We start from the raw sequence: 21,575 nt of genomic DNA on the forward strand, positions 1-21,575 counted from the left end.
TTCGCCGCGCGCCTTGCGAGCCCTCGGAAGTGCCCGGCTCAGCCCCGCGCGGAGTTCTTGCCGGTGAGGATACGCTCCCAGGCGAGTGCATCGGCGACGATCTGGTCGAGGTCGTCGCGTTGCGGGGTCCAGCCGAGTTCGGCGCGTGCAAGGTCCGAATTGGCAACCACGGCGGCGGCGTCGCCGGGGCGCCGGTCGCCCATCTTGACCTCGAAATCCCGGCCGAAGGCGCGCCGCACGCTGTCGATGACCTCGAGCACCGAATAGCCGTGGCTGTAGCCGCAATTGGCGACGAGGCTGCCGCCGCCGGCGCGCAGGCGCTGCAGCGCCAGCCGGTGCGCCGCAGCCAGGTCGCTGACATGGATATAATCGCGCATGCAGGTGCCGTCCGGCGTCGGATAATCGGTGCCGAACACCTGCATGAAGGGGCGTTTGCCGAGCGCGGTCTCGCAGGCGACCTTGATCAGATGCGTGGCGCCAGGCGTCGACTGCCCCGTCCGGCCCCTGGGATCGGCGCCGGCGACGTTGAAGTAGCGCAGCGCCGTGTAGCGCAAGGGATGCGCAAGCGCTGCATCGCGCAGCATCCATTCGCTCATCAGCTTGGACAGGCCGTAGGGCGATTCCGGCGCCAGGCGGGCATCCTCACGCACCGGCTCCAGGCCGGCGCCGCCATAGACGGCGGCGGTCGAGGAGAAGATGAAATGCGGCACGCCCTCGCGCACGGCGGTTTCGATCAGCGTGCGGGTCTTGGAGGTGTTGTTCTCGTAATAGGCGAGCGGATCGGCAACCGATTCCGGCACCACGATGGAACCGGCGAAGTGGATGATCGCGTCGACCTTGTTATCCCGGATGATCTGGCCGACCAATTCCCTATCGGCGACATCGCCGACGACCAGCTTGGCCTCCGGCGCCACCGCCCATTCGAAGCCCGTGGAAAGGCGGTCGAGAACGACGACGCTCTCGCCGGCATCCAGCAGTTCCCAGACCATGTGGCTGCCGATATAACCGGCGCCGCCCGTTACCAAAACCGTCATCCGTGTCCTCTTTTACTCATGATTTATCGGAAACTGTCTCAATCACCGCCTTACTGGAAAGCCTGCGGCAAGGCCATTAGAAACGCCTGAATGTTAGATCCGTAACAGTCTCACCGGCCTGTGGCATCGTACGGAAACAAAATTGATCCACATCAAGGGAATAGGCCACGATCCGGGGTCGTTAGGAACAGGCTTGGGGCGTGGCATTTTGACCAAAACGGCCCGGTGGACGACGAATGGGCCAACGATTATGATCCCGCGCAAAACTGGGAAGGCGACATGAACTATCAGCGGTTCTTCGAGGAAGCGATCGACCAGCTCCACGCCGAGCGGCGCTACCGGGTTTTCGCCGATCTCGAGCGCATTGTCGGCAAGTTTCCGCGCGCTATCTGGCGTTCCAACGGCCGCGCCGAGGAAATCACCGTCTGGTGCTCCAACGACTATCTCGGCATGGGCCAGAACCCCGATGTCATCGCCGCTTTCCAGAACGCGGCCGGCAAGATGGGTTCGGGCGCCGGCGGCACCCGCAACATTTCCGGCACCTCGAACCCGTTGGTCGAGCTCGAGCTGGAACTGGCCGACCTGCACGACAAGGAAGCGGCGCTGGTCTTCACCTCCGGCTTCGTCTCCAACGAAGCGTCGATCTCGACCATTGCGCGGCTTTTGCCCAACTGCCTGATCATTTCGGACGAGCTCAACCATGCCTCGATGATCGAAGGCGTGCGGCGCTCGGGCGCCGAAAAGAAGATCTTCCGTCACAACGACGTCGCGCATCTCGAAAGCCTGCTACAGGCGGCGGGCCGCGAACGCGCCAAGCTGATCGTGTTCGAGAGCGTCTATTCGATGGACGGCGACATTGCGCCAATCAAGCAGATCGTCGAACTGGCCGAACGCTACAACGCCATGACCTATATTGACGAGGTCCATGCCGTCGGCATGTACGGACCGCGCGGCGGCGGCATCACCGAGCGCGAGGGGCTTGCCGACCGCATCGATATCATCGAAGGCACGTTGGCCAAGGCGTTCGGCACGCTGGGCGGCTATATCGCCGGCAACAGCGCCATCATCGACGCGGTGCGCTCCTATGCGCCGGGCTTCATCTTCACCACGGCGCTGCCGCCGGCCGTCGCCGCCGCCGCCACCACGTCCATCCGCCACCTCAAGCGGTCGCAAGCCGAGCGCGATGCGCAACAGCGCCAGGCGTCGCGGACCAAGGAGGTTCTGTCTGCAGCCGGCCTGCCGGTGATGGAATCGCCGACACACATCGTGCCGGTGCTGGTCGGTGACCCCGAACTCTGCAAGATGGCCAGCGACCGTCTGCTCGGCGTGCACGGCATCTACATCCAGCCGATCAACTATCCGACCGTGCCGCGCGGCACCGAGCGGCTGCGCATCACGCCGACGCCGTTCCATACCGATGCGCTGATTGCGGGACTGCAGGACGCGCTGGTCGAGACATGGGATGCGCTGGGCATTCCCTATGGCTCCGCAGGGCGGCCCACTGTCACCAAGAGCGACCGGATTGTGCCGCTGCTGGTGCCGAAGTCGGGCGGCTGAAGCCGCCGCCCATTTAACCTCAAACCGTCCTCATCCATCCCGCCAGCCGGTGTGCCGCTTCCTCGAGCTGGTCGAGGCGGCGGTGGAAGCACAGGCGCAAAAACGCCTCTCCGCCAGGGCCGAAGGCGGTGCCCGGCGCGAGGCCGACATTGGCCTTGTCGACAATGTCGAAAGCGGCCCGGCGCGGATCGGTGATGCCGTCTACCGTGAAGAACAAATAGAACGCGCCTTGCGGCACGGTGAAGCGCGCTTTGCCGGTTGCGCCGAGAATATCGCAGACCAGGTCGCGCGCTTTCCTGGCGCGCTCCACCTGCTCGACGATGAAGGCATCACCGTGGTCCAGCGCCGCGACGGCGCCGCGCTGCATGAACTGGGCGACGCCTGAGGTCGAATACTGGATCAGGTTCTCGAACACCTGCTGCAGCTCGGGATGGGTCTTGATCCAGCCGACGCGCCAGCCGGTCATCGCCCAGTTCTTGGAAAAGGAGTTGACGAACAGGATGCGGTCTTCCGCGGTCGAAATGTCGAGGAAGGACGGCGCACGGCCGTGGCCGTAGTGGAACAGCGAATAGATCTCGTCGGCGATGATCCACAGGCCCTTTTGGCGGGCGAGATTCAGGATCGCCTGCAGTGTTTCCTTATCGGCCGTCCAGCCGGTGGGGTTCGATGGCGTGTTGACGAACAGCGCCTTGGTGCGCGGCGTCACCGCAGCCGCAATCTTGTCGACATCGCAGGACCAGCCATTGCCCGACTGGTCGAGCGTGACCGCAACCGGGGTAGCGCCGGAAATACCGGCGGCGGCGGCGAAATTCGGCCAGGCCGGGGAGAGATAGACCACCTCGTCGCCGCTGCCGGCGACCGCGGCTAATGCCAACTGAATGGCATGCATGCCGGAACCGGTTGCGATGAATTCCTCTTCGGCGAAGCTCTTGCCGAAATGCCTGGCATAGTAGCGGGAAAGCGCTTGCCTCAGCTCCGGAATGCCTTTCTGCCAGGTATAGAAGGTCTCGCCATTGGCGAGCCCCTTGGCGGCGGCTTCCGAAATGAAGGCAGGCGTCGGCAAATCGCCTTCACCGGCCCAGAGCGGGATCATGCCCTCGCGCGTACGGCCGTAATTGACGACGGCGACAATGCCGCTTTCGGGCGCGGCCACCGCTTCGGCGCGCAAGCTATCGATCAGGGTCATGACAGGTCCGTTTTGATGTCTGCTTTGATGCATGTCGTTATCCCAGAACCGCTGCACACTTCTGGGCGACATGCATTGGCGGATGGTCTTAGCAGATGCGGCAACAGAAAACCCCGGCCGCGAACGACCGGGGTTTTGGTCCAGAAATCGAACCTTGGGCTATTTCCTGGCGAGGAGATCGCGAATTTCAGTGAGCAGTGCGACGTCAGCCGGCGGCGGAGCGGCCGGGGCGGCGGGCTTCTCGCGCTCAAGCCGCTTGCGCAGGTTGTTCACCGCCTTGACCATCAGGAAGATGATGAAGGCGAGGATGAGGAAGTTTAGCGTCGCGGTGATGAAGCTGCCATAGGCAAGGACCGCGCCTTGCCCCTTGGCCGCGTCCAAAGTCGGAGCGTTGACGGCCGAGGAAAGTCCCAGGAAGTAGTTGTTGAAATCCAGTCCGCCGAAGATCGCGCCGACGATCGGCATGATGACGTCGTCGACCAGCGAAGTGACGATCTTGCCGAAGGCGGCGCCGATGATGACACCGACGGCCAAGTCCATCACATTGCCCTTGGAAATGAATTCCTGGAATTCTTTCAGCATTCGACCCTCCTTGTCATGACGACCGCGCTGCCGCCGTCCCTCCGGCGTCGGCCCGTGCGCACCATAACAAAAACCTGCGGTTGCAACAGAAGCAAAAGCTGGAAAACACCGCTTTCTCCTTACCTTGGTTCACGGTTCGACAGGGCGGCGTCGCGACCATGCGCCGAAAGCCGCGATGGACTTGACCTTGGAGCTGTGATTGCCTCTGGGAAGGCCGTGAAAGCTGGCCGAGGAGGACTTTCGGGCCGTGCAGGGCTGGTTCATCGTCATCATTGCCGTCGCCTATGTGACGCTGCTGTTCGTCATCGCCAGCCTCGGCGACCGGCGTTCAACGGCGTTGGGACCCGGCCGCGCCCGGCCCTTCATCTATGCGCTCAGCCTCGCCATCTACTGCACCTCATGGACCTTCTTCGGCTCGGTCGGGCTGTCCTCCGAGCGCGGCCTCGAATTTCTCGGCATCTATACCGGCCCGGTGCTGGTGTTCGTGTTCGGCTTTCCGCTCCTCAACCGCATCGTGCGGCTGGCCAAGAGCGAGAAGATCACCTCGATCGCCGACTTCCTCGGCGCCCGCTACGGCAAGAGCTTTGCCGTCTCGGCGATCGCCACGCTGATCGCCACCATCGGTGCGGTGCCCTATATCGCACTGCAATTGAAGGCGATCTCCGGTTCGGTCGGCCTGATGGTCGAGCATTATACGGGATCGCCGCCCTCCTTCGATCCCTTCGTCAGCGACATCTCGCTGGTGGTGGCCATGCTCTTGGCGCTGTTTGCGGTGCTGTTCGGCACCCGCCATGCCGACGCCACCGAGCACCAGGACGGGCTGGTGCTGGCGGTGGCGGTCGAAACCGTGGTCAAGCTCGCCGCCTTCCTGGCGATCGGCCTGATGGTCACCTTCCTGATCTTCGGCGGCCCGGGCGACATGATCGACAAGCTGGCCGAAAACAGCCAGGTGCGGCAAGCCATGGGCTACAACACCTCGCTCGCCACCTGGCTGGTGCTGACTTGCCTGAGCGGCTTTGCCATCATCATGCTGCCGCGCCAGTTCTACGTCACCATCGTCGAGAACCGCGGCGAGGCCGAACTGCGCACCGCGACCTGGGTGTTTCCGCTCTATCTCGTGGCGATAAACCTGTTCGTGCTGCCGATCGCCTTCGCCGGCCTGGCGCTGGTCGGCACCAAAACCACCAGTGACCTCTATGTGCTGGCGCTGCCCTTGTTCGGCGGCCATGACTTCCTCGCCATGGCCGCCTTCATCGGTGGGCTATCGGCGGCGACCGCCATGGTGATCGTCGAAAGCGTGGCGCTGTCGATCATGATCTCCAACGACCTCGTCATCCCGCTGTTCGTGCGCCGCCTGCTCAAGACCACGACCTCTGAGAATGAGGATTGGTCGACGCTGATCCTCAACGTGCGGCGCGGCGCCATCTTCATCCTGTTGTTCATTGCCTTCCTCTACTACCGCGAAAGCACCAACTCGGCGCGGCTGTCGTCGATCGGCCTGATGTCGTTCGCGGCAATCGCCCAATTCGCGCCGGCGCTGATCGGCGGGCTGATCTGGCGCGGCGCCAATGGCCGCGGCGCGGCCCTTGGCATGGTCGCCGGCATCCTCGTCTGGGGCTATACGCTGCTTTTGCCGTCGCTCTCGGCAGCCGACGCGGACATCGTCGTGCAGGGGTTGTTCGGTTTCGAGGCGCTGCGGCCGCAGGCTCTGTTCGGCACCGTCGCCGAACCGTTGAACCACGGCGTGCTCTGGAGCCTGTCGGTCAACACGCTGTTCTTCGTGCTCGGCTCGCTGTCGCGCGCGTCAGTGCCGCTGGAGCGGATCCAGGCGTCGATCTTCGTGCCGCGCGAATCCGGCCCGATGCCCAGCCTGCGCCGCTTCCGCACCGCCATCACCGTCAACGTGCTGAAGGACACCATCTCGCGCTACCTCGGCGTCGAGCGCACCGAGCGCTCCTTCCAATCCTTCGAGAAAAGCAATGGCGTCTCGCTGCACGGCAATGAGCAGGCCAGCATGGATGTCATCCGCTTTTCCGAGCAGCTGCTGGCGAGCGCGGTCGGCTCGTCTTCGGCGCGGCTGATCCTGTCGCTGCTGTTTCGCCGCAACGACCGCGAGTCCAAGGACGCCTTTCGCCTGCTCGACGACGCCACCGAAGCGCTGCAGCACAATCGCGACCTGCTGCAGATCGCGCTCGACCAGATGGAGCAGGGCATCACCGTATTCGACCGCGATTTTCGTCTGATCTGCTGGAACAGACAATATCGCGCGCTGTTCGACCTGCCCGACGAGATGGGCCAGGTCGGCGTCTCGCTCGACCGCATCCTGCGCCACCTCGCCGAGCGCGGCGATATTCCGGCCGACCAGCGCGTGGCGATGCTCAACCGGCTGACCAGCTTCGTCAGCCCATGGCAGATGGAGTTGAAGACCAGTGGCCGTATCCTCGAACTGCGCTCCAACCCGATGCCGGACGGCGGAATCGTCGCCACCTATGCCGACATATCAGGACGCGTCGAACAGGATTTGGCGCTGAAGCGGGCCAATGAATCGCTGGAGCAGCGGGTCAAGACGCGGACCATCGAACTGACTAGGGTTAACGAGGAGTTGACCCGGGTCAATGAGGAGCTGGCGCAGGCGCAGATGCTGGCCGAGGAGGCCAATCTGGGCAAGACGCGCTTCCTCGCCGCCGCTGGCCACGACATCCTGCAGCCGCTGAACGCCGCCCGTCTCTACTGCTCGTCGCTGATCGAAAAGGCCGGCAAGGGCCCGGCCGGGAAGGCTGCTATCAACATCGAATCCTCGCTGGAATCGGTCGAGACGATCCTGGGCGCCGTGCTCGACATTTCCCGCCTCGACGCCGGCGCGATGAAACCCGATGACAGCGCCTTCCGCCTGGACGGGCTGCTGCGCCAGATCGGCAATGATTTTCAGCCGCTCGCCGCCGAAAAGAAACTCGATCTGACGATCATAGCCTCGTCACTCAGCGTGTTGACGGACCGCAACCTGCTGCGCCGGCTGATCCAGAATCTGGTCTCCAACGCCATCAAATACACCCCCCATGGCCGCATCCTGGTCGGCGTGCGACGGCGCGGCGAACTCGCCGAAATCCAGGTGATCGACACTGGCATCGGCATTGCCGGCGACAAGCTGAACACGGTCTTCAACGAGTTCACCCGGCTGGACGAAGGCGTGCGCGAGGCCGAAGGTCTCGGCCTTGGCCTGTCCATCGTCGACCGCATCGCGCGGGTGCTGCGGCTCGAGATCCAGATCTTTTCCAACCCGGGCAAGGGTACGCGCTTTTCCGTTATCCTGCCGGTTGCGGCGGTTGAGGCGCCGCGGCGCGAGGTCGAGCCGAAGGCGCCTGCCCGCACCGCGAATTCGCTGGCCGGCCTGCGCGTCATGTGCATCGACAACGACGCCCGCATCCTCGACGGCATGCGGCTTCTGCTCGAGGGCTGGGGCTGCAGCATCGGCACGTTTTCGGGTTCGGAGGATTTCGCCAAGGCCGATCGTCCCGACATCGTGCTTGCCGACTATCATCTCGATGGCAGAAGCGGCCTCGACATCATCGCCCGCCTGCGTGACATCCATGGTTCCGACCTGCCGGCCGTGCTGGTCACCGCCGACCGCTCCACTGAGGTCCGTGCCGCTGCCGCCGCGCTCGACGTGCCGGTGATCAACAAGCCGCTGAAGCCGGCGGTGCTGCGTTCGATGATGGCAAGGGTCAGGCCGCTGGCGTCGGCGGCCGAGTAGGGTTCAATGCATGTCGCCCAGAAGTGTGCCCCGGTTCTGGGACCACGACATGCATCGAACAAGAGCTAAAGCGGGTCGCATGAATCCGTTCAGCGCGATGCGCTTTAGCCTGCTGGCTGCAACGGATCGCTGCCGATCTTGGACAGCTGGATCACCGCCTGGGTGCGGCTGTCGACGCCGAGCTTTTGCAGGATGGCCGAGACATGCGCCTTGACCGTCGCTTCGGAGACGCTGAGTTCGTACGCGATCTGCTTGTTGAGCAGGCCTTCGGCCAGCATGCCGAGGACACGCGTCTGCTGCGGTGTCAGCGCCTGCAGCCGCTTGATCAGGTCGGATATTTCGGGGTCGCGCTCGACGCCGAGGTCGATGCCGACGGGTGCTGCGATGTCGCCGGCCAGCACCGTCTGCACGGCGCTGCGAATCTCTTCCATACTGGCCGATTTGGAGATGAAGCCGGACGCGCCGAGATCGAGCGCGCGCCGGATGGTCACCGGGTCGTCATGTGCCGACACCACCACCAGCGGCACCGCCGGGTGGATGCCGCGCAGCGCGATCAGACCGGACAGGCCGCTGGCGCCCGGCATCGACAGGTCGAGCAGCACGAGGTCGACATCCTCATTGGCCACGACCAGGGCCTTGGCGCTTTCGAAATCGCCGGCCTCGTGAATGGCTGCGACATCACCAACGCCGGCAAGCGCCTCTTTCAGCGCGCCGCGGAAAAGCGGATGGTCGTCGGCGATGACGAAGGTGTAACCCGACGGCAAATGTTCCTCCCCAAATCCCTTATTGATTATCGGCTTTTACGGGGACCGGACGATTATGCGGCGAAGCGCTTTGTCTTCATGCGGCAATGGCCGGACGGGGCATTCCCCGCCGGGCAGTTCAGGTCTTTTGCGAATTGAGATTGGCGCCGTCATCCTTGTCCATTTCCTTGACGATGCCCATGAAGCCGCGCAGCATGCGCTCCATATAGCTCATCGTCTTGTCGAAATCCTCCTCGCTCGGCAGCTTCGATTCGAGGCGGGCGGACAGCGAGTTCTCGAGCTTGGCGACGCGTTCGTCCATTGCTTTCATCGAGGCCTGCAAACGGTCGACTTCGTCCTGGAAGGCGGCGCGTTCGTCGGCGGCCATCTTGCAGACGAGCTGGCCGGAGCGCTCCTCGCATATCGACATGGCGCCGGTCCGGGTGTCCATGCGGACATAACCGTTGGCGGATTTTTCCAGCCGGTAGCGGTCGGTCTCTTCGGACCAGGCCGATGCCGCAACCAGCGAGACCAGTGCGGCGGGGATCAGTATGTGCTGCAGACGCATGTTCCATCCTCCACGAGCCAGTATGCGCAACCTATCACAGCTTTGCGCCGTAAATGCGGACGAGTTGCCCTTCCCCGCATGAGCCATCCGGACCAGAGCGGGTCGCCGTTCCACGGCGCTCCGCTCTATCTCCTTGTTTTAACGCAATTCCGGGCGGAAAACCGCTTCACACTTTTCCTGGAATTGCTTTATAGCGCAACAATGTCTCAGATCATCTACAAGATCGCGCCCGAAGCCCTTTGGCGCGAGGCCGAGAAAAACGGCCGCTTCACCGGCGCTCCGATCGACGTCGCCGACGGCTTCATCCATTTCTCCACTGCTGATCAGGTCAGGGAGACGGCGGCGAAGCATTTCGCCGGCCAGACGGATTTGCTGCTGATCGCCATCGACGGGGCGCTGCTCGGTGACGCGCTGAAATACGAGGTCTCGCGCGGCGGCGCGCTGTTTCCGCATCTCTATGGCGTGCTCGATATGAGCGCCGTGCTGTGGGTGAAACCATTGCCGCTCGGCGCTGATGGCGCACACCAGTTTCCGGCGCTGGAGGCCGAATGAGCGTGTTCGATCGCATCGGCCAGAAACTGCTGTTCACCTTCGATCCGGAAACGGCGCATGGCATGTCGATCGCGGCGCTGCGATGCGGTCTGCCGGTCGGCGCACGGGTGGTGCGAGACGATAGGTTGAAGGTCAGCCTCTGTGGCATCGCCTTTCCCAATCCGCTCGGCATGGCCGCCGGCTACGACAAGAACGCCGAGGTACCGGACGCGCTGCTTGGGCTCGGTTTCGGCTTTGCCGAAGTCGGTACCGTGACGCCGCTGCCGCAGGCGGGCAATCCGAAGCCGCGCATCTTCCGGCTGACCCAGGATGACGCGGTGATCAACCGCCTGGGCTTCAACAATGAGGGCCACGAGGCGGCGGAAAAACGCCTTGCCGCGCGCCAGGGACGCGGCGGCATTGTCGGCGTCAACATCGGCGCCAACAAGGACAGCGCCGATCGTGTCCGTGACTATGAGTTGGGCGTTTCCCGCTTTGCGAAATACGCCAGCTATCTCACCGTCAACATCTCGTCGCCCAACACGCCCGGCCTGCGCACCATGCAGGCGCGCGAACAGCTCGGCGAACTGTTGTCTCGGGTCATGGCGGTGCGTGCAGCAGCTTCGGCGCAGCCGCTCCTCTTCCTCAAGATCGCGCCCGATCTGGTCGAGGCCGAGCTGGAGGACATCGCCGCCGAAGTCAGCGAGAAGCAGATCGACGGCGTCATCGTCTCCAACACGACGCTGGCGCGGACCGGATTGCGTAGCACAAGCGGCGAGACCGGCGGGCTCTCGGGAAAACCGCTGTTCGAGCGCTCGACCATCGTGCTGGCCAAGATGCGTCGGCTGCTCGGGCCGGAGCGCGCCATTATCGGCGTCGGCGGCGTCGATTCCACTGATGCCGCGCTGGAAAAAATCCGCGCCGGCGCCGATCTCGTCCAGCTCTACACCGGCATGATCTATGCCGGGCCGGCGCTGCCGGGGCGCATCCTTGCCGGGATGGTGCGATTTGCCGACAAGGAGCGGCTGAAATCATTGCGCGAACTGCGCGACAGCCGGCTCGATCAGTGGGCTGCCAGGCCGCTCTAAAACGCCGTGCGCAACCGGAGCCGCAGGATGGCCAGCAGGCTAAAGCCGCGCACCAGCAGGAAGACGTGCAGCGCCGCCCACAGGCCGTGATTGCCGAGAGACGGCGCCAAGCTGAACAATGCGGCGCTGAAGGCCAGGAACGACACCAGCATCATGTTGCGCATGTCGCGCGACCACGTGGCGCCGATGAAGACGCCGTCCATCTGGAAGGCCAGCACGCCGCTCAACGGTGTCAGTGCCGCCCACGGCAGATAGATGTCGGCAGCAGCACGAACGTCCTGCGACGTGGTCATCAAAGAAATCAGGCCGGCGCCGCCGAGCCAGAAGATCAGCGTCGCGGTTCCGGCGAGGCCGAACCCCCAGAACAAGGTCAGACGCACCGCCCGGCGGAACGCCGTCTCGGCGCGTGCGCCGATCGCGCGTCCCGCCAACTGCTCGGCGGCTGTGGCAAAACCGTCGAGGAAATAGCCGGCGACGAGAAAGAAGTTCATCAGCACGGCATTGGCGGCCAGCGTCAGCGTGCCGAACTGCGCGCCCTGGCGGGTGAACAGCGCGAAAGCGGCGAGCAGCGAGAACGAGCGGATCATGATATCGCGGTTGAGCGACAGCATGCGCAGGAAAGCGGGCATGTCGAGCAGGCGATGCCGCGGCAGGCGGGGTGCGGCCCGGAACCGCCAGACAACGATGGCGAGACCCAACAGCATGGCCAGACATTCGCCGGTGACGGTCGCCCAGGCCACGCCGGCGACGCCCCAGCCAAGCTTCAGGCCGAGCAGGATGCAAAGCACGATGTTGATGCCGTTGAGCACCCCCTGCAGCATCAGCCCAAGCCCGCCCTCACCGCGTCCAAGGACATAACCGAGGATGGCATAGTTGATCAGCGTGAAGGGCGCGGCGAGCATTCTGATGTGGATATAGACGCCCATCGCCTCGCTGACGCGCGCTTCGCCGCCGATGAATTTCTGGCCGGCGATGGCGATCAGCGGCGCAAGGGCGACAAGCACGATGCCGGCCGCGGCCGCGATCAGCACGGCGCGCCAGAACACCGCCTGCTCCTCCAGTTCGTCGCCGCGCCCGAACGCCTGGGCGACGAGGCCGGTGGTGCCGGAGCGCAGGAAATTGAAGGTGCTGAAGACGACGTCGAAGACCAGCGCCCCGGCCGTCAGGCCGCCGAGCAGGGCGGCATCGCCGAACTGCCCGACCACAGCCGTGTCGACGATGCCAAGCAGCGGCGTCGTCAGATAGGCGAGCGTCATCGGCACGGCGATGGCGAGCACCGAACGGTTGGTGACGGCGAAGGGTCTCGCGTCGGCTGGGGTTGCACCCGTGTCCAGGGGATTGCTGCCTTGCTGATTGCGGCTTGATCGAACAGCCGATGTGCCCCATTTTCCGGCCGCCGCGCAATCACTCTTGCCGTGACGGCCAACCGAAATGTTCTTCTGGCGCGAGCCCGCCGGATCCGAGTACTGGTTTTAAGCAATTCCCAAGGGGAAGCGCTACGCGCTTCTCCCGGGAAAACCGCTGCACACTTTTCCTGGAATTGCTTTAGCCATGCCCCTGCAGATCGTCCATCACCCCGACTACGATGCCGGCTTCGCGGTCAATCATCGCTTTCCGATGAGCAAATATCCGCTGCTGATGCAGGCCTTGCATATCAGGGGTCTGATCCATGCCGAGGCGCTGTCGATGCCCGAGCCGGCGCCGGCCTCATGGCTGAAGCTTTCCCATGCAGCTGATTATGTCGACCAGGTCATCACGTGTTCGGTGCCTGAGAAGATCGAGCGCGAGATCGGCTTTCCCGTGGGTCCGCGCGTTTCCCTCAGGGCGCAACTCGCCGCCGGCGGCACGGTGCTGGCGGCACGGCTGGCGCTTGTCAACGGCATTGCCTGCAACAGCGCCGGCGGCAGCCACCATGCGCGGCGTGCGCAAGGCGCGGGCTTCTGCACTTTCAACGATGTCGCCGTCGCTTCGCTGGTGCTGCTAGCCGAAGGTTCCGCCCAAACCATCCTGATCATCGATCTCGATGTGCATCAGGGCGACGGCACGGCGGATATACTGAGAGAGGAACCACGCGCCTTCACCTTTTCCATGCATGGCGAGCGCAATTATCCGGTGCGCAAGATTGCCTCCGATCTCGACGTTGCGCTGCCGGACGGCACCGGCGATGGCGCCTATCTCGAACGGCTGGGTGTCCTCCTGCCGGAGCTCTCGGCCAAGGCGCACTGGGACATCGTCTTCTACAATGCCGGTGTCGACGTGCATGCCGAGGACCGGCTCGGCCGGCTATCGCTCAGCGATGACGGCGTGCGTGCCCGCGACGCCATGGTGATCGGTCATTTCCGCGCGCTGGGCATCCCGGTCTGCGGTGTCATCGGCGGCGGCTATTCGACCGATGTCGCAGCGCTCGCGGCGCGCCACGCCATCCTGTTCGAGGTGGCGTCGGACTTTGCCTGAGTGGCCTTTGGTTTGAGCACAATCTTTTCCGAAAACCGGTTTCCACTTTTCGGGATCATGCCTCCGCTTCACTTCCGGTAGTTCGCGAGCCTGAGCAGGATGAACACCGGCACGACGATCGCGGCGCCGAGCAGGATATAGCCCAAGAAGCGATAGACCGCATTGAAGCCGAGGTTCCAAAGATCGATGAAGAAACCCTGGATGTGGTAGAAGACGTCCATCGGCGTCCAGCCGAACGCATTCATGACCAGGCCGACGAGGAACGACACGACCAGCAGCTTGACGATCACCCTGACGGGCGAGTCACCGAGAAAGCGCGTCACTGTGGACAAGGGGCCTGCCTCCAAATTCGGGTGCCCCGGATTCGGGGGTACAGGGGCACGAATACGCACTTGCTGCGCCCGCATCAAGGCAGGCGGACTGGCGCAATCGGTCGGGGTTTCCAACAGCCGTTTCCGAAGAGCTGTCCAAGGCGATTGCCCGAAGCACGCCCGTCATGATATCGAGGAGCCGACGCGGGTATGATGTAATGGTAGCTTGTCAGCTTCCCAAGCTGAACGCGAGGGTTCGATTCCCTCTACCCGCTCCAGTTCCTATCCCACTTCCCGCAAGATAAAATCGTGCAGCATCTTGGCCGCCGGCGACAGGACGCGGTTCTTCACCGTGATCAGGCTGTAGGGCCGGACCTCGATGTCGAACTCGGTCTGGACGACGTCGATGGCGCCGGCGAGACCGTCGGGGTTCTGGATGAATTTTGCCACCTGGATCGACACCGGGGCGATGGCGTCGGACTGCGCCACCATGACCAGGGTGAGCAGCAGCGACGAGGTGTTGAGGATGCGGTCCGGCAGGGCGATGTTGCGGTTCAGGAAATTGCTCTCCATCGCCTGGCGCAGCGGCGACCCGCCCGACTGGAACACCCAGTCAAAGGCGGCGGTGTCCTCCAGCCTCACCGCCTTCCCATTGTTTAGAGGATGGCCGTTGCTCAGCGGGTGGCCTCGGCGCACGATCAGGCAGGCCTTCTCGACGCCGATGACGCGCGATTCGAACAGGCGCGGATTGAGGTCTTCGGGGACACGGGCGATGATGAAATCATGGCGCGTGGCGATCAGTTCGCGCGCCAGCACATTTGACGTCTCGACCTGCATGGTAATCTCGATGCGCGGATAAAGGCGGCGTATCTCGCGGATCGCCGGGACCGCCAGTTCGATCGCCGGCGCCGTCACCGCGCCAAGGAACACCGAGCCGCCCTTGCCGGCCTTGAGCTCCGATATTTCGCGGTCGGCCTCGCGCATTTCGAGCAGGATCGAGCGCGCGCGCCGCGCCAGCGCCTTGCCGTAAGGGGTGAGCGTGATGCCGCGCGGCAGCCTTTCGCACAGCTTGACCTCAAGCACCGCTTCCATCTCGGAAATCATGCGCGAGGCCGCCGGCTGCGAGATGTTCATCACCTGGGCGGCCGCGCTCACCCGACCGTGATCGTCCAGCGCTGCGATCATGCGCATGTGACGCAGGCTCAAGCCACTGCGCAGAAGTGTCTCGCCATCGCCCGGCAATTCATCGTAACCGCTTGAAATTCCCTGAGGACCTCGTAAAGCCGCCATGCCTTTTCCCGCTTCCGCCACTGTTCCAGCCCGGTCTCGTCATATACCGGTTTTGGTATAGCAACCACCGAAGATCGCATTTGACAGTTATGGCAAAGGGTCACACTTTCGCGCGTCCTCAAGACTTGACGGTCGATGACGAGCAAAATCGTATCGATTTAAATCAAGACTGTGGGCCGATTGGGAGGATACCGGAGATCGATTATGACGGCGGCGGCGCTTTGGCGCATCCGCCCGACTGCGCGGCCCGCGAAGCCCCGAGGTGTCGCGTCCATCAACCAGGGAGAGTTTACGTGAAAATCATCAAGACACTGGCCGCCGTCGCGGCCCTTGGCATCGCTGCCATGACCTACTCGGCGCATGCAGCCGACAAGGGTCTTGTCGGCGTGCTGATGCCGACCAAGACCTCGCAGCGCTGGATCAATGACGGCGATGCCGTCAAGTCCCAGCTCGAAGCTCTCGGCTACACGGTCGACCTGCAGTACGCGCAGGACGACATCCCCAACCAGCTCAGCCAGCTGGAAAACGAAATCACCAAGGGCCCGAAGGCGCTGATCATCGCTTCGATCGACGGCACGACCCTGTCGGACGCGCTGCAGAAGGCCGCTGACGCCGGCGTCGTCGTCGTCGCCTATGACCGCCTGATCAAGAAGACCGCCAATGTCGATTACTACACCACCTTCGACAATTTCGGCGTCGGCGTGATCCAGGCGAACTCGCTGGTCAAGGGCCTCAAGGAGCGCTTCCCGAACACCAAGCCGTGGAACGTCGAACTGTTCGGCGGCTCGCCGGACGACAACAACGCCTTCTTCTTCTACAACGGCGCAATCTCGGTGCTGCAGCCGCTGATCGATGACGGCTCGATCAAGATCAAGTCCGGCCAGACTGGCATGGACAAGGTCGGCACGCTGCGCTGGCTCGCCGCGACCGCCCAGGCGCGCATGGACAACCTTCTGTCGGCCAACTACTCGGACGGCAGCCGCGTCGATGGCGTTCTGTCGCCCTATGACGGCCTGTCGCGCGGTATCACCGCTTCGCTGCGCGCCGTCGGTTACGGCACCGACGCCCAGCCGTGGCCGATCGTGACCGGCCAGGACGCCGAGACTGCTTCGGTCAAGCTGATCATCACGGGCGAGCAATACTCGACCGTGTTCAAGGACACCCGCGAACTGGCCAAGGCCACCGTCGAACTCGTCGACAAGGTGCTCTCGGGCGGCAAGCCGGACGGCCTCGATGAAAAGACCTACAATAACGACGTCAAGGTCGTTCCCTCGATCCTTTTGACGCCGCATGAGGTCGACAAGTCGAACTACCAGGCACTGGTCGTCGACTCCGGCTACATCAAGGCCGACGAACTGAAGTAATCCGTTTAGAAAGACAGGGGTCCTGCGCGACGCAGGACCCCTTTCCGTTCACAAGCGACCCCGGTATTGTTTCTACCGGACTTAGTTTGCGTGCATGTCGTTGTCTCAAACCGCAAGCACTTTGGAGCGACATGCAACAGGAGGAGCTTGCCCTGATGACGACGATTTTGGAGATGCGCGACATCACCAAGACCTTCCCCGGCGTGAAGGCGCTGTCGAACGTCAACCTCAGCGTCGAAGAAGGCGAGATCCACGCCGTGGTTGGCGAGAACGGCGCCGGCAAGTCGACGCTGATGAAAGTTCTGTCGGGCGTCTATCCCGTCGGCACATATGACGGCCAGATCATTTTTCAGGGTCAGGAATGCCAGTTCAAAGGTATCCATGACAGCGAACACAAGGGCATCGTCATCATCCACCAGGAGCTAGCGCTGGTGCCGATGCTGTCGATCACCGAAAATATCTTCCTCGGCAACGAAAACGCCCGATACGGCGTCATCGACTGGGATGCCAACGAGGCGCGCACCGCTGCCCTGTTGAAGAAGGTGGGCCTCAAGGAGGACCCCAAGACACTGATCACCAATATCGGCGTCGGCAAGCAGCAGCTGGTCGAGATCGCCAAGGCGCTGAGCAAGGACGTCAAGCTTTTGATCCTCGATGAGCCGACCGCGTCGCTCAGCGAGAAAGACAGCCAGGCGCTGCTCGATCTTCTGCTCGAATTCAAGCGGCAAGGCATGACCTCGATCCTGATCTCGCACAAGCTCAACGAGATCAACCGGGTCGCCGACAAGGTAACCGTCATCCGTGACGGGCGCACCATCGAGACGCTGGCCAAGAAGGATATCTCCGAAGACCGCATCATCACCTCGATGGTCGGCCGTTCGCTAGACGACCGCTATCCGCCGCGCGAGCCCAAGATCGGCGAAGTCGTGTTCGAGGTGAAGAACTGGTCGGTCTATCACCCGCTCCATGCCGAGCGGCAGGTGATCAAGGGCATCGACATCAATGTGCGCAAGGGCGAGGTGGTCGGCATCGCCGGGCTGATGGGCGCCGGCCGCACCGAATTCGCCATGAGCCTGTTCGGCCGCTCCTATGGCCGCCGCATCACCGGCGAAGTGCTGCTCAAGGGCAAGCCGGTCGATGTCTCGTCGGTAAGCAAGGCGGTCCAACACGGCATCGCCTATGTCACCGAGGACCGCAAGACCTACGGCCTCAACCTCATCGACCATATCAAGCATAACATTACGCTGGCCAATCTCGACGGCGTGTCGCGCCACAGCGTGATCGACGACATGCGCGAACTTGCGGTCGCCAACGACTATCGCAAGAAGACCAATATCCGAGCGTCCAGCGTCTATCAGATGACCGGCAATCTTTCCGGCGGCAACCAGCAGAAGGTGGTGCTGTCGAAATGGTTGTTTGCCGACCCTGACGTGCTGATCCTCGACGAGCCGACACGCGGCATCGATGTCGGCGCCAAGTATGAAATCTACACGATCATCGCGCGCCTTGCCTCGGAGGGTAAGGCGATCGTGGTTATCTCGTCGGAAATGCCGGAATTGCTAGGGATTACCGACCGCATCTACGTCATGAACGAAGGGCGCATGGTGGGCGAAATGCCGGCGGCGGAAGCAAGCCAGGAAAAGATAATGCGCGCTATCGTCCGGGGAGAAGGAAAAGCAGCATGAGCACCGAAAGCGCCCCCGCCCCGCAGGGCAACGTCGCCGACGAACAGCGCCCGCGCATCGCCGTCTCGGCGCTGGCGACGAATTTGCGCGAATACGGGCTGATCATAGCCCTGATCGTCATCATGCTGTTCTTTCAGTTCACCACGTCGGGGACGTTGTTCAAGCCGGTCAACCTCAGCAATCTGGTGCAGCAGAACTCCTTCATCATCGTGATGGCGCTGGGCATGCTGCTGGTGATCGTATCGGGCTATATCGACCTCAGCGTCGGATCGGTCGCCGGTTTCATCGGCGCGCTGGCGGCAAACATGATGGTTATCTGGCAGCTCGGACCGCTGAGCAATCCGCTGGTGGTTTCGATCGTCTGCCTGGTCGCGGGTGGCCTGATCGGCGCCGCGCAAGGGTATTGGATCGCCTATCACCGGATACCGAGCTTCATTGTCACGCTGGCCGGAATGCTGATCTTCCGCGGCATTTGCCAGGCGTTGCTTGGCGGCGGCTCGTCGGTTGGTCCGCTTCCCGACGACTTCAAGATGCTCAGCTCCGGCTTCATCCCGGATGTGATCGGCCCACTGACGCTCGTCCCGCCGGTCGTGAACGCAGCCGGCAAGACCATCATGGGCAGCGGCGTGACCCTGCACATGACGACGGTCGTGCTGGGGCTGATCGCCGTGCTCGCCTATGCCTATTTCGGGGTCCGCACCCGGCGCAAACGAGAACGCCATGGTTATGAGGCCGAGCCCTTCACCCTGTTCGTCGTCAAGACGCTGGTCGCCAGCGCGCTGGCGCTGTTCCTGGTCTATGAGTTTGCCAGCTACCGCGGCCTGCCGGTGGTGCTGCTGGTCATGGGCGTGCTGATCACGCTGTTCGTCTTCGTCACCAAGCGCATGACCATCGGGAGGCGCATCTACGCCATGGGCGGCAATCCCAAGGCGGCGCAGCTGTCGGGCATCAACACCGAGCGGCTGACGCTGATGGTGTTCATCAATATGGGCGTGCTGTCGGCGCTTGGCGGCCTGATCATCGCGGCTCGTCTGGGCCAGGCGGTCCCGGCGGCGGGTCTCGGCTCGGAGCTCGACGTCATCGCCGCCGTGTTCATCGGCGGCGCCTCGGCAATGGGCGGCGTCGGCCAGGTCATCGGGGCGGTCGTCGGCGGCTTCATCATGGGCGTGATGAACAACGGCATGTCGATCATGGGCGTCAATGTCGACTGGCAGCAGGTGGTCAAAGGCCTGGTGCTGCTCGGCGCCGTCATCTTCGACGTCTACAACAAGAACAAGGCCTGACAAGCTTCAGGCGAGGCAAGCAGGAGGCATACGATCGCGGCGCAGCCGGCAAATTGTCGGCATAAGAAGTCCCCCGAGGGATCGAGGTCGCGAGCGCAATCCGGACGAAGAGTTCAACCCGTGGCGCGGCTAGGTCCGAGCCGCGCAGGTCAAGGTTTGCCAAGAGGCATCCAAGGCCAAGCACATGAGAGAGGATTTAATCATGCTGATCTCCCAGATCCTCGACGACGCCGAGACCATCCGCGTCGTCGCCCGCAATGGCGGCGGCAAGACCAGGATCATCAACGGCGCCCGCAGCGTCTATTCGCTGGCCATGGAGGCCGCGCGAACCGGCACGGGCCTCGCCGCGCTGATCGAGCGCAAGGGGTTCGGTGAAGCGATAGACCTCGACGCCGTCTACAAGAAGGGCCGGCTGGTGTCGCCGATCAACCATCCCGATCCTGCGCATCTGCATCTGACCGGCACCGGCCTGACCCATCTCGGCTCGGCGGCGACGCGCGATTCCATGCACAAGAAGCTCAGCGATGGCGGCGAGGAGCAGCTTACCGATTCCATGAAGATGTTCCGCATGGGGCTCGAAGGCGGCAAGCCGGCCAAGGGCCAGACCGGCGTGCAGCCGGAATGGTTCTACAAGGGCAACGGCACCATGGCGGTGGCGCCGGGCGCCGCACTGATGTCGCCGGCCTTTGCGCAGGACGCCGGCGAGGAGCCGGAAATCGCCGGCATCTATGTCATCGGCGACGACGGCGCGCCGTTCCGCGTCGGCTTCACGCTGTCGAACGAGTTTTCCGATCATGTTACCGAGCGGGTGAACTATCTGTTTCTGGCACATTCCAAACTGCGCAACGCCTCGTTCGGGCCGGAAATCCTGATCGGCGACCTGCCGGCCGACGTCAGGGGCTCATCGCGAATCTATCGCGACAGCAATTTGCTGTGGGAAAAGCCGTTCCTGTCGGGCGAAGCGAACATGTCGCACACAATCGCCAATCTCGAACATCACCACTTCAAATATTCGGCCTTCCGCCAGCCGGGCGACGTGCATGTGCACATGTTCGGCACGGCGACGCTGTCCTTTGCCGACGGCATCAAGACTCAGGCTGGCGACGTGTTCGAGATCGAGGCCGGGGATTTCGGCCTGCCGCTGCGCAACCCGCTGGAGATTGAGCAGCCGGTGACGGTGGCGGTGAAGGCGCTTTGAGAGCGTAATCTCCCCCCTTGAGGGGGAGATGTCGCCGAAGGCGACAGAGGGGGTCGTTGCGCGTGGAGCGCTAAAGTCTTCCGCGGCTGAGAGGCGCTGGCATTCTATGCGCAGCGACCCCCTCTGGCCTGCCGGCCATCTCCCCCTCAAGGGGGGAGATTGGCAGTTCCAACCTCAATAAATATCGAAATCGAAATACTTGGCCTGGATCTTCTTGTAAGTGCCGTCGGCGACGATGGCGTCTATCGCCGCGTTGAGCTTGTCGCGAAGTGCCGTGTCCTCCAGGCGGACAGCGATGCCGGCTTGCGTCTCGGTGCCCTTGACGTCACCGACAAGCTTGCAGCAGCCGTCGCTCGCCTTCTTCAGCCAGTCCATCAGCACGAACTTGTCGGAGATGACGGCGTCGAGACGGCCGTTCTGCAAGTCGGTGATCGCCTCTTCCTGGGTGGGGTAGAGTTTCGCCTCGGCGCCGGCCTTGCCATAGGCGTCCTGCGCATAGTCGGCCTGGGTGGTCGAGGCCTGCGCGCCCACCGTCTTGCCGGCAAGGGCTGCCGGTTCGGTGGAAGTGAGGTCGCTGTCCTTGGGCGCCACCAGCGCCAGCGGCGTCGTGTAGTATTTGTTGGTGAAGGCGACCTGTTTCTTGCGCTCCTCGGTGATGCTCATCGAGGCGATGATGGCGTCGAACTTTTTCGCCTGCAGCGCCGGGATGATGCCGTCCCAGTCCTGGGTGACGATCTCGCACTCGACCTTCATCTGCGCACACAGCGCATTGGCAATGTCGATGTCGAAGCCCTCGATCTTGCCGTCCGCGGTGATGGTGTTGAAGGGCGGATAAGCGCCCTCGGTGCCGATCTTCAATTTCTCCTGCGCCTCAGCCAGCGAGCCGGCCGATATCACCAGCATGGCAGCGCCCGCTGCCGATATGATCCATCTTGAAATCTGCATTTTGG

General features: G+C 63.2%; 18 protein-coding genes and 1 tRNA gene. 10 read left to right on the plus strand and 9 right to left on the minus strand.

Annotation, left to right across the window (positions count from 1 at the left end):
• Positions 1 to 38 precede the first annotated feature (38 nt).
• The gene (galE, locus tag NKJ78_RS08735; protein ID WP_023669652.1) at positions 39 to 1,034 is read right to left on the minus strand and encodes a UDP-glucose 4-epimerase GalE; all 996 of its coding nucleotides are present in this window, start codon (positions 1,032 to 1,034) and stop codon (positions 39 to 41) included.
• 279 nt (positions 1,035 to 1,313) lie between these two features.
• Between galE and hemA the strand changes: the two genes are divergently transcribed.
• On the plus strand, positions 1,314 to 2,591 hold the full coding sequence (gene hemA, locus NKJ78_RS08740) for a 5-aminolevulinate synthase (protein WP_023669651.1): 1,278 nt from the start codon (positions 1,314 to 1,316) through the stop codon (positions 2,589 to 2,591).
• Positions 2,592 to 2,610: 19 nt separating this feature from the next.
• Here the strand turns inward: hemA and NKJ78_RS08745 are convergent, their stop codons facing one another.
• The gene (locus tag NKJ78_RS08745; RefSeq protein WP_023669650.1) at positions 2,611 to 3,777 is read right to left on the minus strand and encodes a pyridoxal phosphate-dependent aminotransferase; all 1,167 of its coding nucleotides are present in this window, start codon (positions 3,775 to 3,777) and stop codon (positions 2,611 to 2,613) included.
• A 159-nt stretch (positions 3,778 to 3,936) separates the two neighbouring features.
• Complete coding sequence (mscL, locus tag NKJ78_RS08750) at positions 3,937 to 4,359, minus strand: large conductance mechanosensitive channel protein MscL (RefSeq protein WP_023669649.1); 423 nt, start codon at positions 4,357 to 4,359, stop codon at positions 3,937 to 3,939.
• A gap of 247 nt (positions 4,360 to 4,606) precedes the next feature.
• Between mscL and NKJ78_RS08755 the strand changes: the two genes are divergently transcribed.
• Positions 4,607 to 8,110, plus strand: a complete 3,504-nt coding sequence (locus NKJ78_RS08755; protein ID WP_023669648.1) for a PAS domain-containing hybrid sensor histidine kinase/response regulator — start codon at positions 4,607 to 4,609, stop codon at positions 8,108 to 8,110.
• A 104-nt stretch (positions 8,111 to 8,214) separates the two neighbouring features.
• Here the strand turns inward: NKJ78_RS08755 and NKJ78_RS08760 are convergent, their stop codons facing one another.
• Together NKJ78_RS08760 and NKJ78_RS08765 are read right to left on the minus strand one after the other, a co-directional pair.
• Positions 8,215 to 8,874, minus strand: coding sequence for a response regulator transcription factor (locus NKJ78_RS08760; protein ID WP_023806886.1), 660 nt, complete (start codon positions 8,872 to 8,874; stop codon positions 8,215 to 8,217).
• 118 nt (positions 8,875 to 8,992) lie between these two features.
• Complete coding sequence (locus NKJ78_RS08765; RefSeq protein WP_023740730.1) at positions 8,993 to 9,421, minus strand: hypothetical protein; 429 nt, start codon at positions 9,419 to 9,421, stop codon at positions 8,993 to 8,995.
• Between the two features lie 201 nt (positions 9,422 to 9,622).
• On the opposite strand from NKJ78_RS08765, the gene NKJ78_RS08770 reads away from it, so the two are divergent.
• Both NKJ78_RS08770 and NKJ78_RS08775 read left to right on the plus strand, forming a co-directional pair.
• Complete coding sequence (locus NKJ78_RS08770) at positions 9,623 to 9,973, plus strand: DUF952 domain-containing protein (RefSeq protein ID WP_352459168.1); 351 nt, start codon at positions 9,623 to 9,625, stop codon at positions 9,971 to 9,973.
• Positions 9,970 to 11,040, plus strand: coding sequence for a quinone-dependent dihydroorotate dehydrogenase (locus tag NKJ78_RS08775; RefSeq protein WP_352459169.1), 1,071 nt, complete (start codon positions 9,970 to 9,972; stop codon positions 11,038 to 11,040). The genes NKJ78_RS08770 and NKJ78_RS08775 overlap by 4 nt, the downstream gene beginning before the upstream one ends.
• Here NKJ78_RS08775 and NKJ78_RS08780 read toward each other — a convergent pair.
• Positions 11,037 to 12,374, minus strand: a complete 1,338-nt coding sequence (locus NKJ78_RS08780; RefSeq protein WP_352562425.1) for an MATE family efflux transporter — start codon at positions 12,372 to 12,374, stop codon at positions 11,037 to 11,039. The genes NKJ78_RS08775 and NKJ78_RS08780 overlap by 4 nt on opposite strands.
• 217 nt (positions 12,375 to 12,591) lie before the next feature.
• Here NKJ78_RS08780 and NKJ78_RS08785 point away from each other — a divergent pair, with 217 nt between their 5' ends.
• On the plus strand, positions 12,592 to 13,494 hold the full coding sequence (locus tag NKJ78_RS08785) for a histone deacetylase family protein (protein ID WP_352459170.1): 903 nt from the start codon (positions 12,592 to 12,594) through the stop codon (positions 13,492 to 13,494).
• 68 nt (positions 13,495 to 13,562) lie between these two features.
• On the opposite strand, the gene NKJ78_RS08790 is transcribed toward NKJ78_RS08785, so the two are convergent.
• Positions 13,563 to 13,826, minus strand: coding sequence for a DUF6460 domain-containing protein (locus NKJ78_RS08790; protein WP_352459171.1), 264 nt, complete (start codon positions 13,824 to 13,826; stop codon positions 13,563 to 13,565).
• A 183-nt stretch (positions 13,827 to 14,009) separates the two neighbouring features.
• Here NKJ78_RS08790 and NKJ78_RS08795 point away from each other — a divergent pair.
• Positions 14,010 to 14,083, plus strand: a tRNA-Gly gene (locus NKJ78_RS08795).
• 4 nt (positions 14,084 to 14,087) lie between these two features.
• Here the strand turns inward: NKJ78_RS08795 and NKJ78_RS08800 are convergent.
• Positions 14,088 to 15,095 carry a LysR family transcriptional regulator gene (locus tag NKJ78_RS08800; protein WP_023681942.1) on the minus strand — a complete coding sequence of 336 codons (1,008 nt, stop codon included), beginning with the start codon at positions 15,093 to 15,095 and terminating at the stop codon, positions 14,088 to 14,090.
• 293 nt (positions 15,096 to 15,388) lie between these two features.
• Here NKJ78_RS08800 and chvE point away from each other — a divergent pair, with 293 nt between their 5' ends.
• The 4 genes from chvE to araD1 all read left to right on the plus strand — a co-directional run bounded on the left by chvE (position 15,389) and on the right by araD1 (position 20,625).
• Complete coding sequence (gene chvE, locus NKJ78_RS08805; protein WP_023681943.1) at positions 15,389 to 16,459, plus strand: multiple monosaccharide ABC transporter substrate-binding protein; 1,071 nt, start codon at positions 15,389 to 15,391, stop codon at positions 16,457 to 16,459.
• Positions 16,460 to 16,611: 152 nt separating this feature from the next.
• On the plus strand, positions 16,612 to 18,144 hold the full coding sequence (gene mmsA / locus NKJ78_RS08810; RefSeq protein WP_031253332.1) for a multiple monosaccharide ABC transporter ATP-binding protein: 1,533 nt from the start codon (positions 16,612 to 16,614) through the stop codon (positions 18,142 to 18,144).
• Positions 18,141 to 19,427, plus strand: coding sequence for a multiple monosaccharide ABC transporter permease (mmsB, locus tag NKJ78_RS08815; protein ID WP_023669637.1), 1,287 nt, complete (start codon positions 18,141 to 18,143; stop codon positions 19,425 to 19,427). Before mmsA ends, mmsB begins: the two co-directional genes overlap by 4 nt.
• Positions 19,428 to 19,629: 202 nt before the next feature.
• The gene (gene araD1 / locus NKJ78_RS08820) at positions 19,630 to 20,625 is read left to right on the plus strand and encodes an AraD1 family protein (RefSeq protein ID WP_352459172.1); all 996 of its coding nucleotides are present in this window, start codon (positions 19,630 to 19,632) and stop codon (positions 20,623 to 20,625) included.
• Positions 20,626 to 20,799: 174 nt separating this feature from the next.
• Here the strand turns inward: araD1 and NKJ78_RS08825 are convergent, their stop codons facing one another.
• Positions 20,800 to 21,570, minus strand: coding sequence for an ABC transporter substrate-binding protein (locus tag NKJ78_RS08825; RefSeq protein ID WP_023688688.1), 771 nt, complete (start codon positions 21,568 to 21,570; stop codon positions 20,800 to 20,802).
• Positions 21,571 to 21,575: the final 5 nt, after the last annotated feature.

The sequence above is a fragment of the Mesorhizobium sp. M0037 genome, from assembly GCF_040323635.1.
In the GTDB taxonomy this organism is placed as follows: Bacteria; Pseudomonadota; Alphaproteobacteria; order Rhizobiales; family Rhizobiaceae; genus Mesorhizobium.

Coding starts and splice junctions, on each gene's coding strand:
- galE (WP_023669652.1), bottom strand. CDS start 1,034: ATGACGGTTTTGGTAACGGGCGGCGCCGGTTATATCGGCAGCCACATG.
- hemA (WP_023669651.1), top strand. CDS start 1,314: ATGAACTATCAGCGGTTCTTCGAGGAAGCGATCGACCAGCTCCACGCC.
- NKJ78_RS08745 (WP_023669650.1), bottom strand. CDS start 3,777: ATGACCCTGATCGATAGCTTGCGCGCCGAAGCGGTGGCCGCGCCCGAA.
- mscL (WP_023669649.1), bottom strand. CDS start 4,359: ATGCTGAAAGAATTCCAGGAATTCATTTCCAAGGGCAATGTGATGGAC.
- NKJ78_RS08765 (WP_023740730.1), bottom strand. CDS start 9,421: ATGCGTCTGCAGCACATACTGATCCCCGCCGCACTGGTCTCGCTGGTT.
- NKJ78_RS08770 (WP_352459168.1), top strand. CDS start 9,623: ATGTCTCAGATCATCTACAAGATCGCGCCCGAAGCCCTTTGGCGCGAG.
- NKJ78_RS08775 (WP_352459169.1), top strand. CDS start 9,970: ATGAGCGTGTTCGATCGCATCGGCCAGAAACTGCTGTTCACCTTCGAT.
- NKJ78_RS08785 (WP_352459170.1), top strand. CDS start 12,592: ATGCCCCTGCAGATCGTCCATCACCCCGACTACGATGCCGGCTTCGCG.
- NKJ78_RS08800 (WP_023681942.1), bottom strand. CDS start 15,095: ATGGCGGCTTTACGAGGTCCTCAGGGAATTTCAAGCGGTTACGATGAA.
- mmsB (WP_023669637.1), top strand. CDS start 18,141: ATGAGCACCGAAAGCGCCCCCGCCCCGCAGGGCAACGTCGCCGACGAA.
- araD1 (WP_352459172.1), top strand. CDS start 19,630: ATGCTGATCTCCCAGATCCTCGACGACGCCGAGACCATCCGCGTCGTC.
- NKJ78_RS08825 (WP_023688688.1), bottom strand. CDS start 21,570: ATGCAGATTTCAAGATGGATCATATCGGCAGCGGGCGCTGCCATGCTG.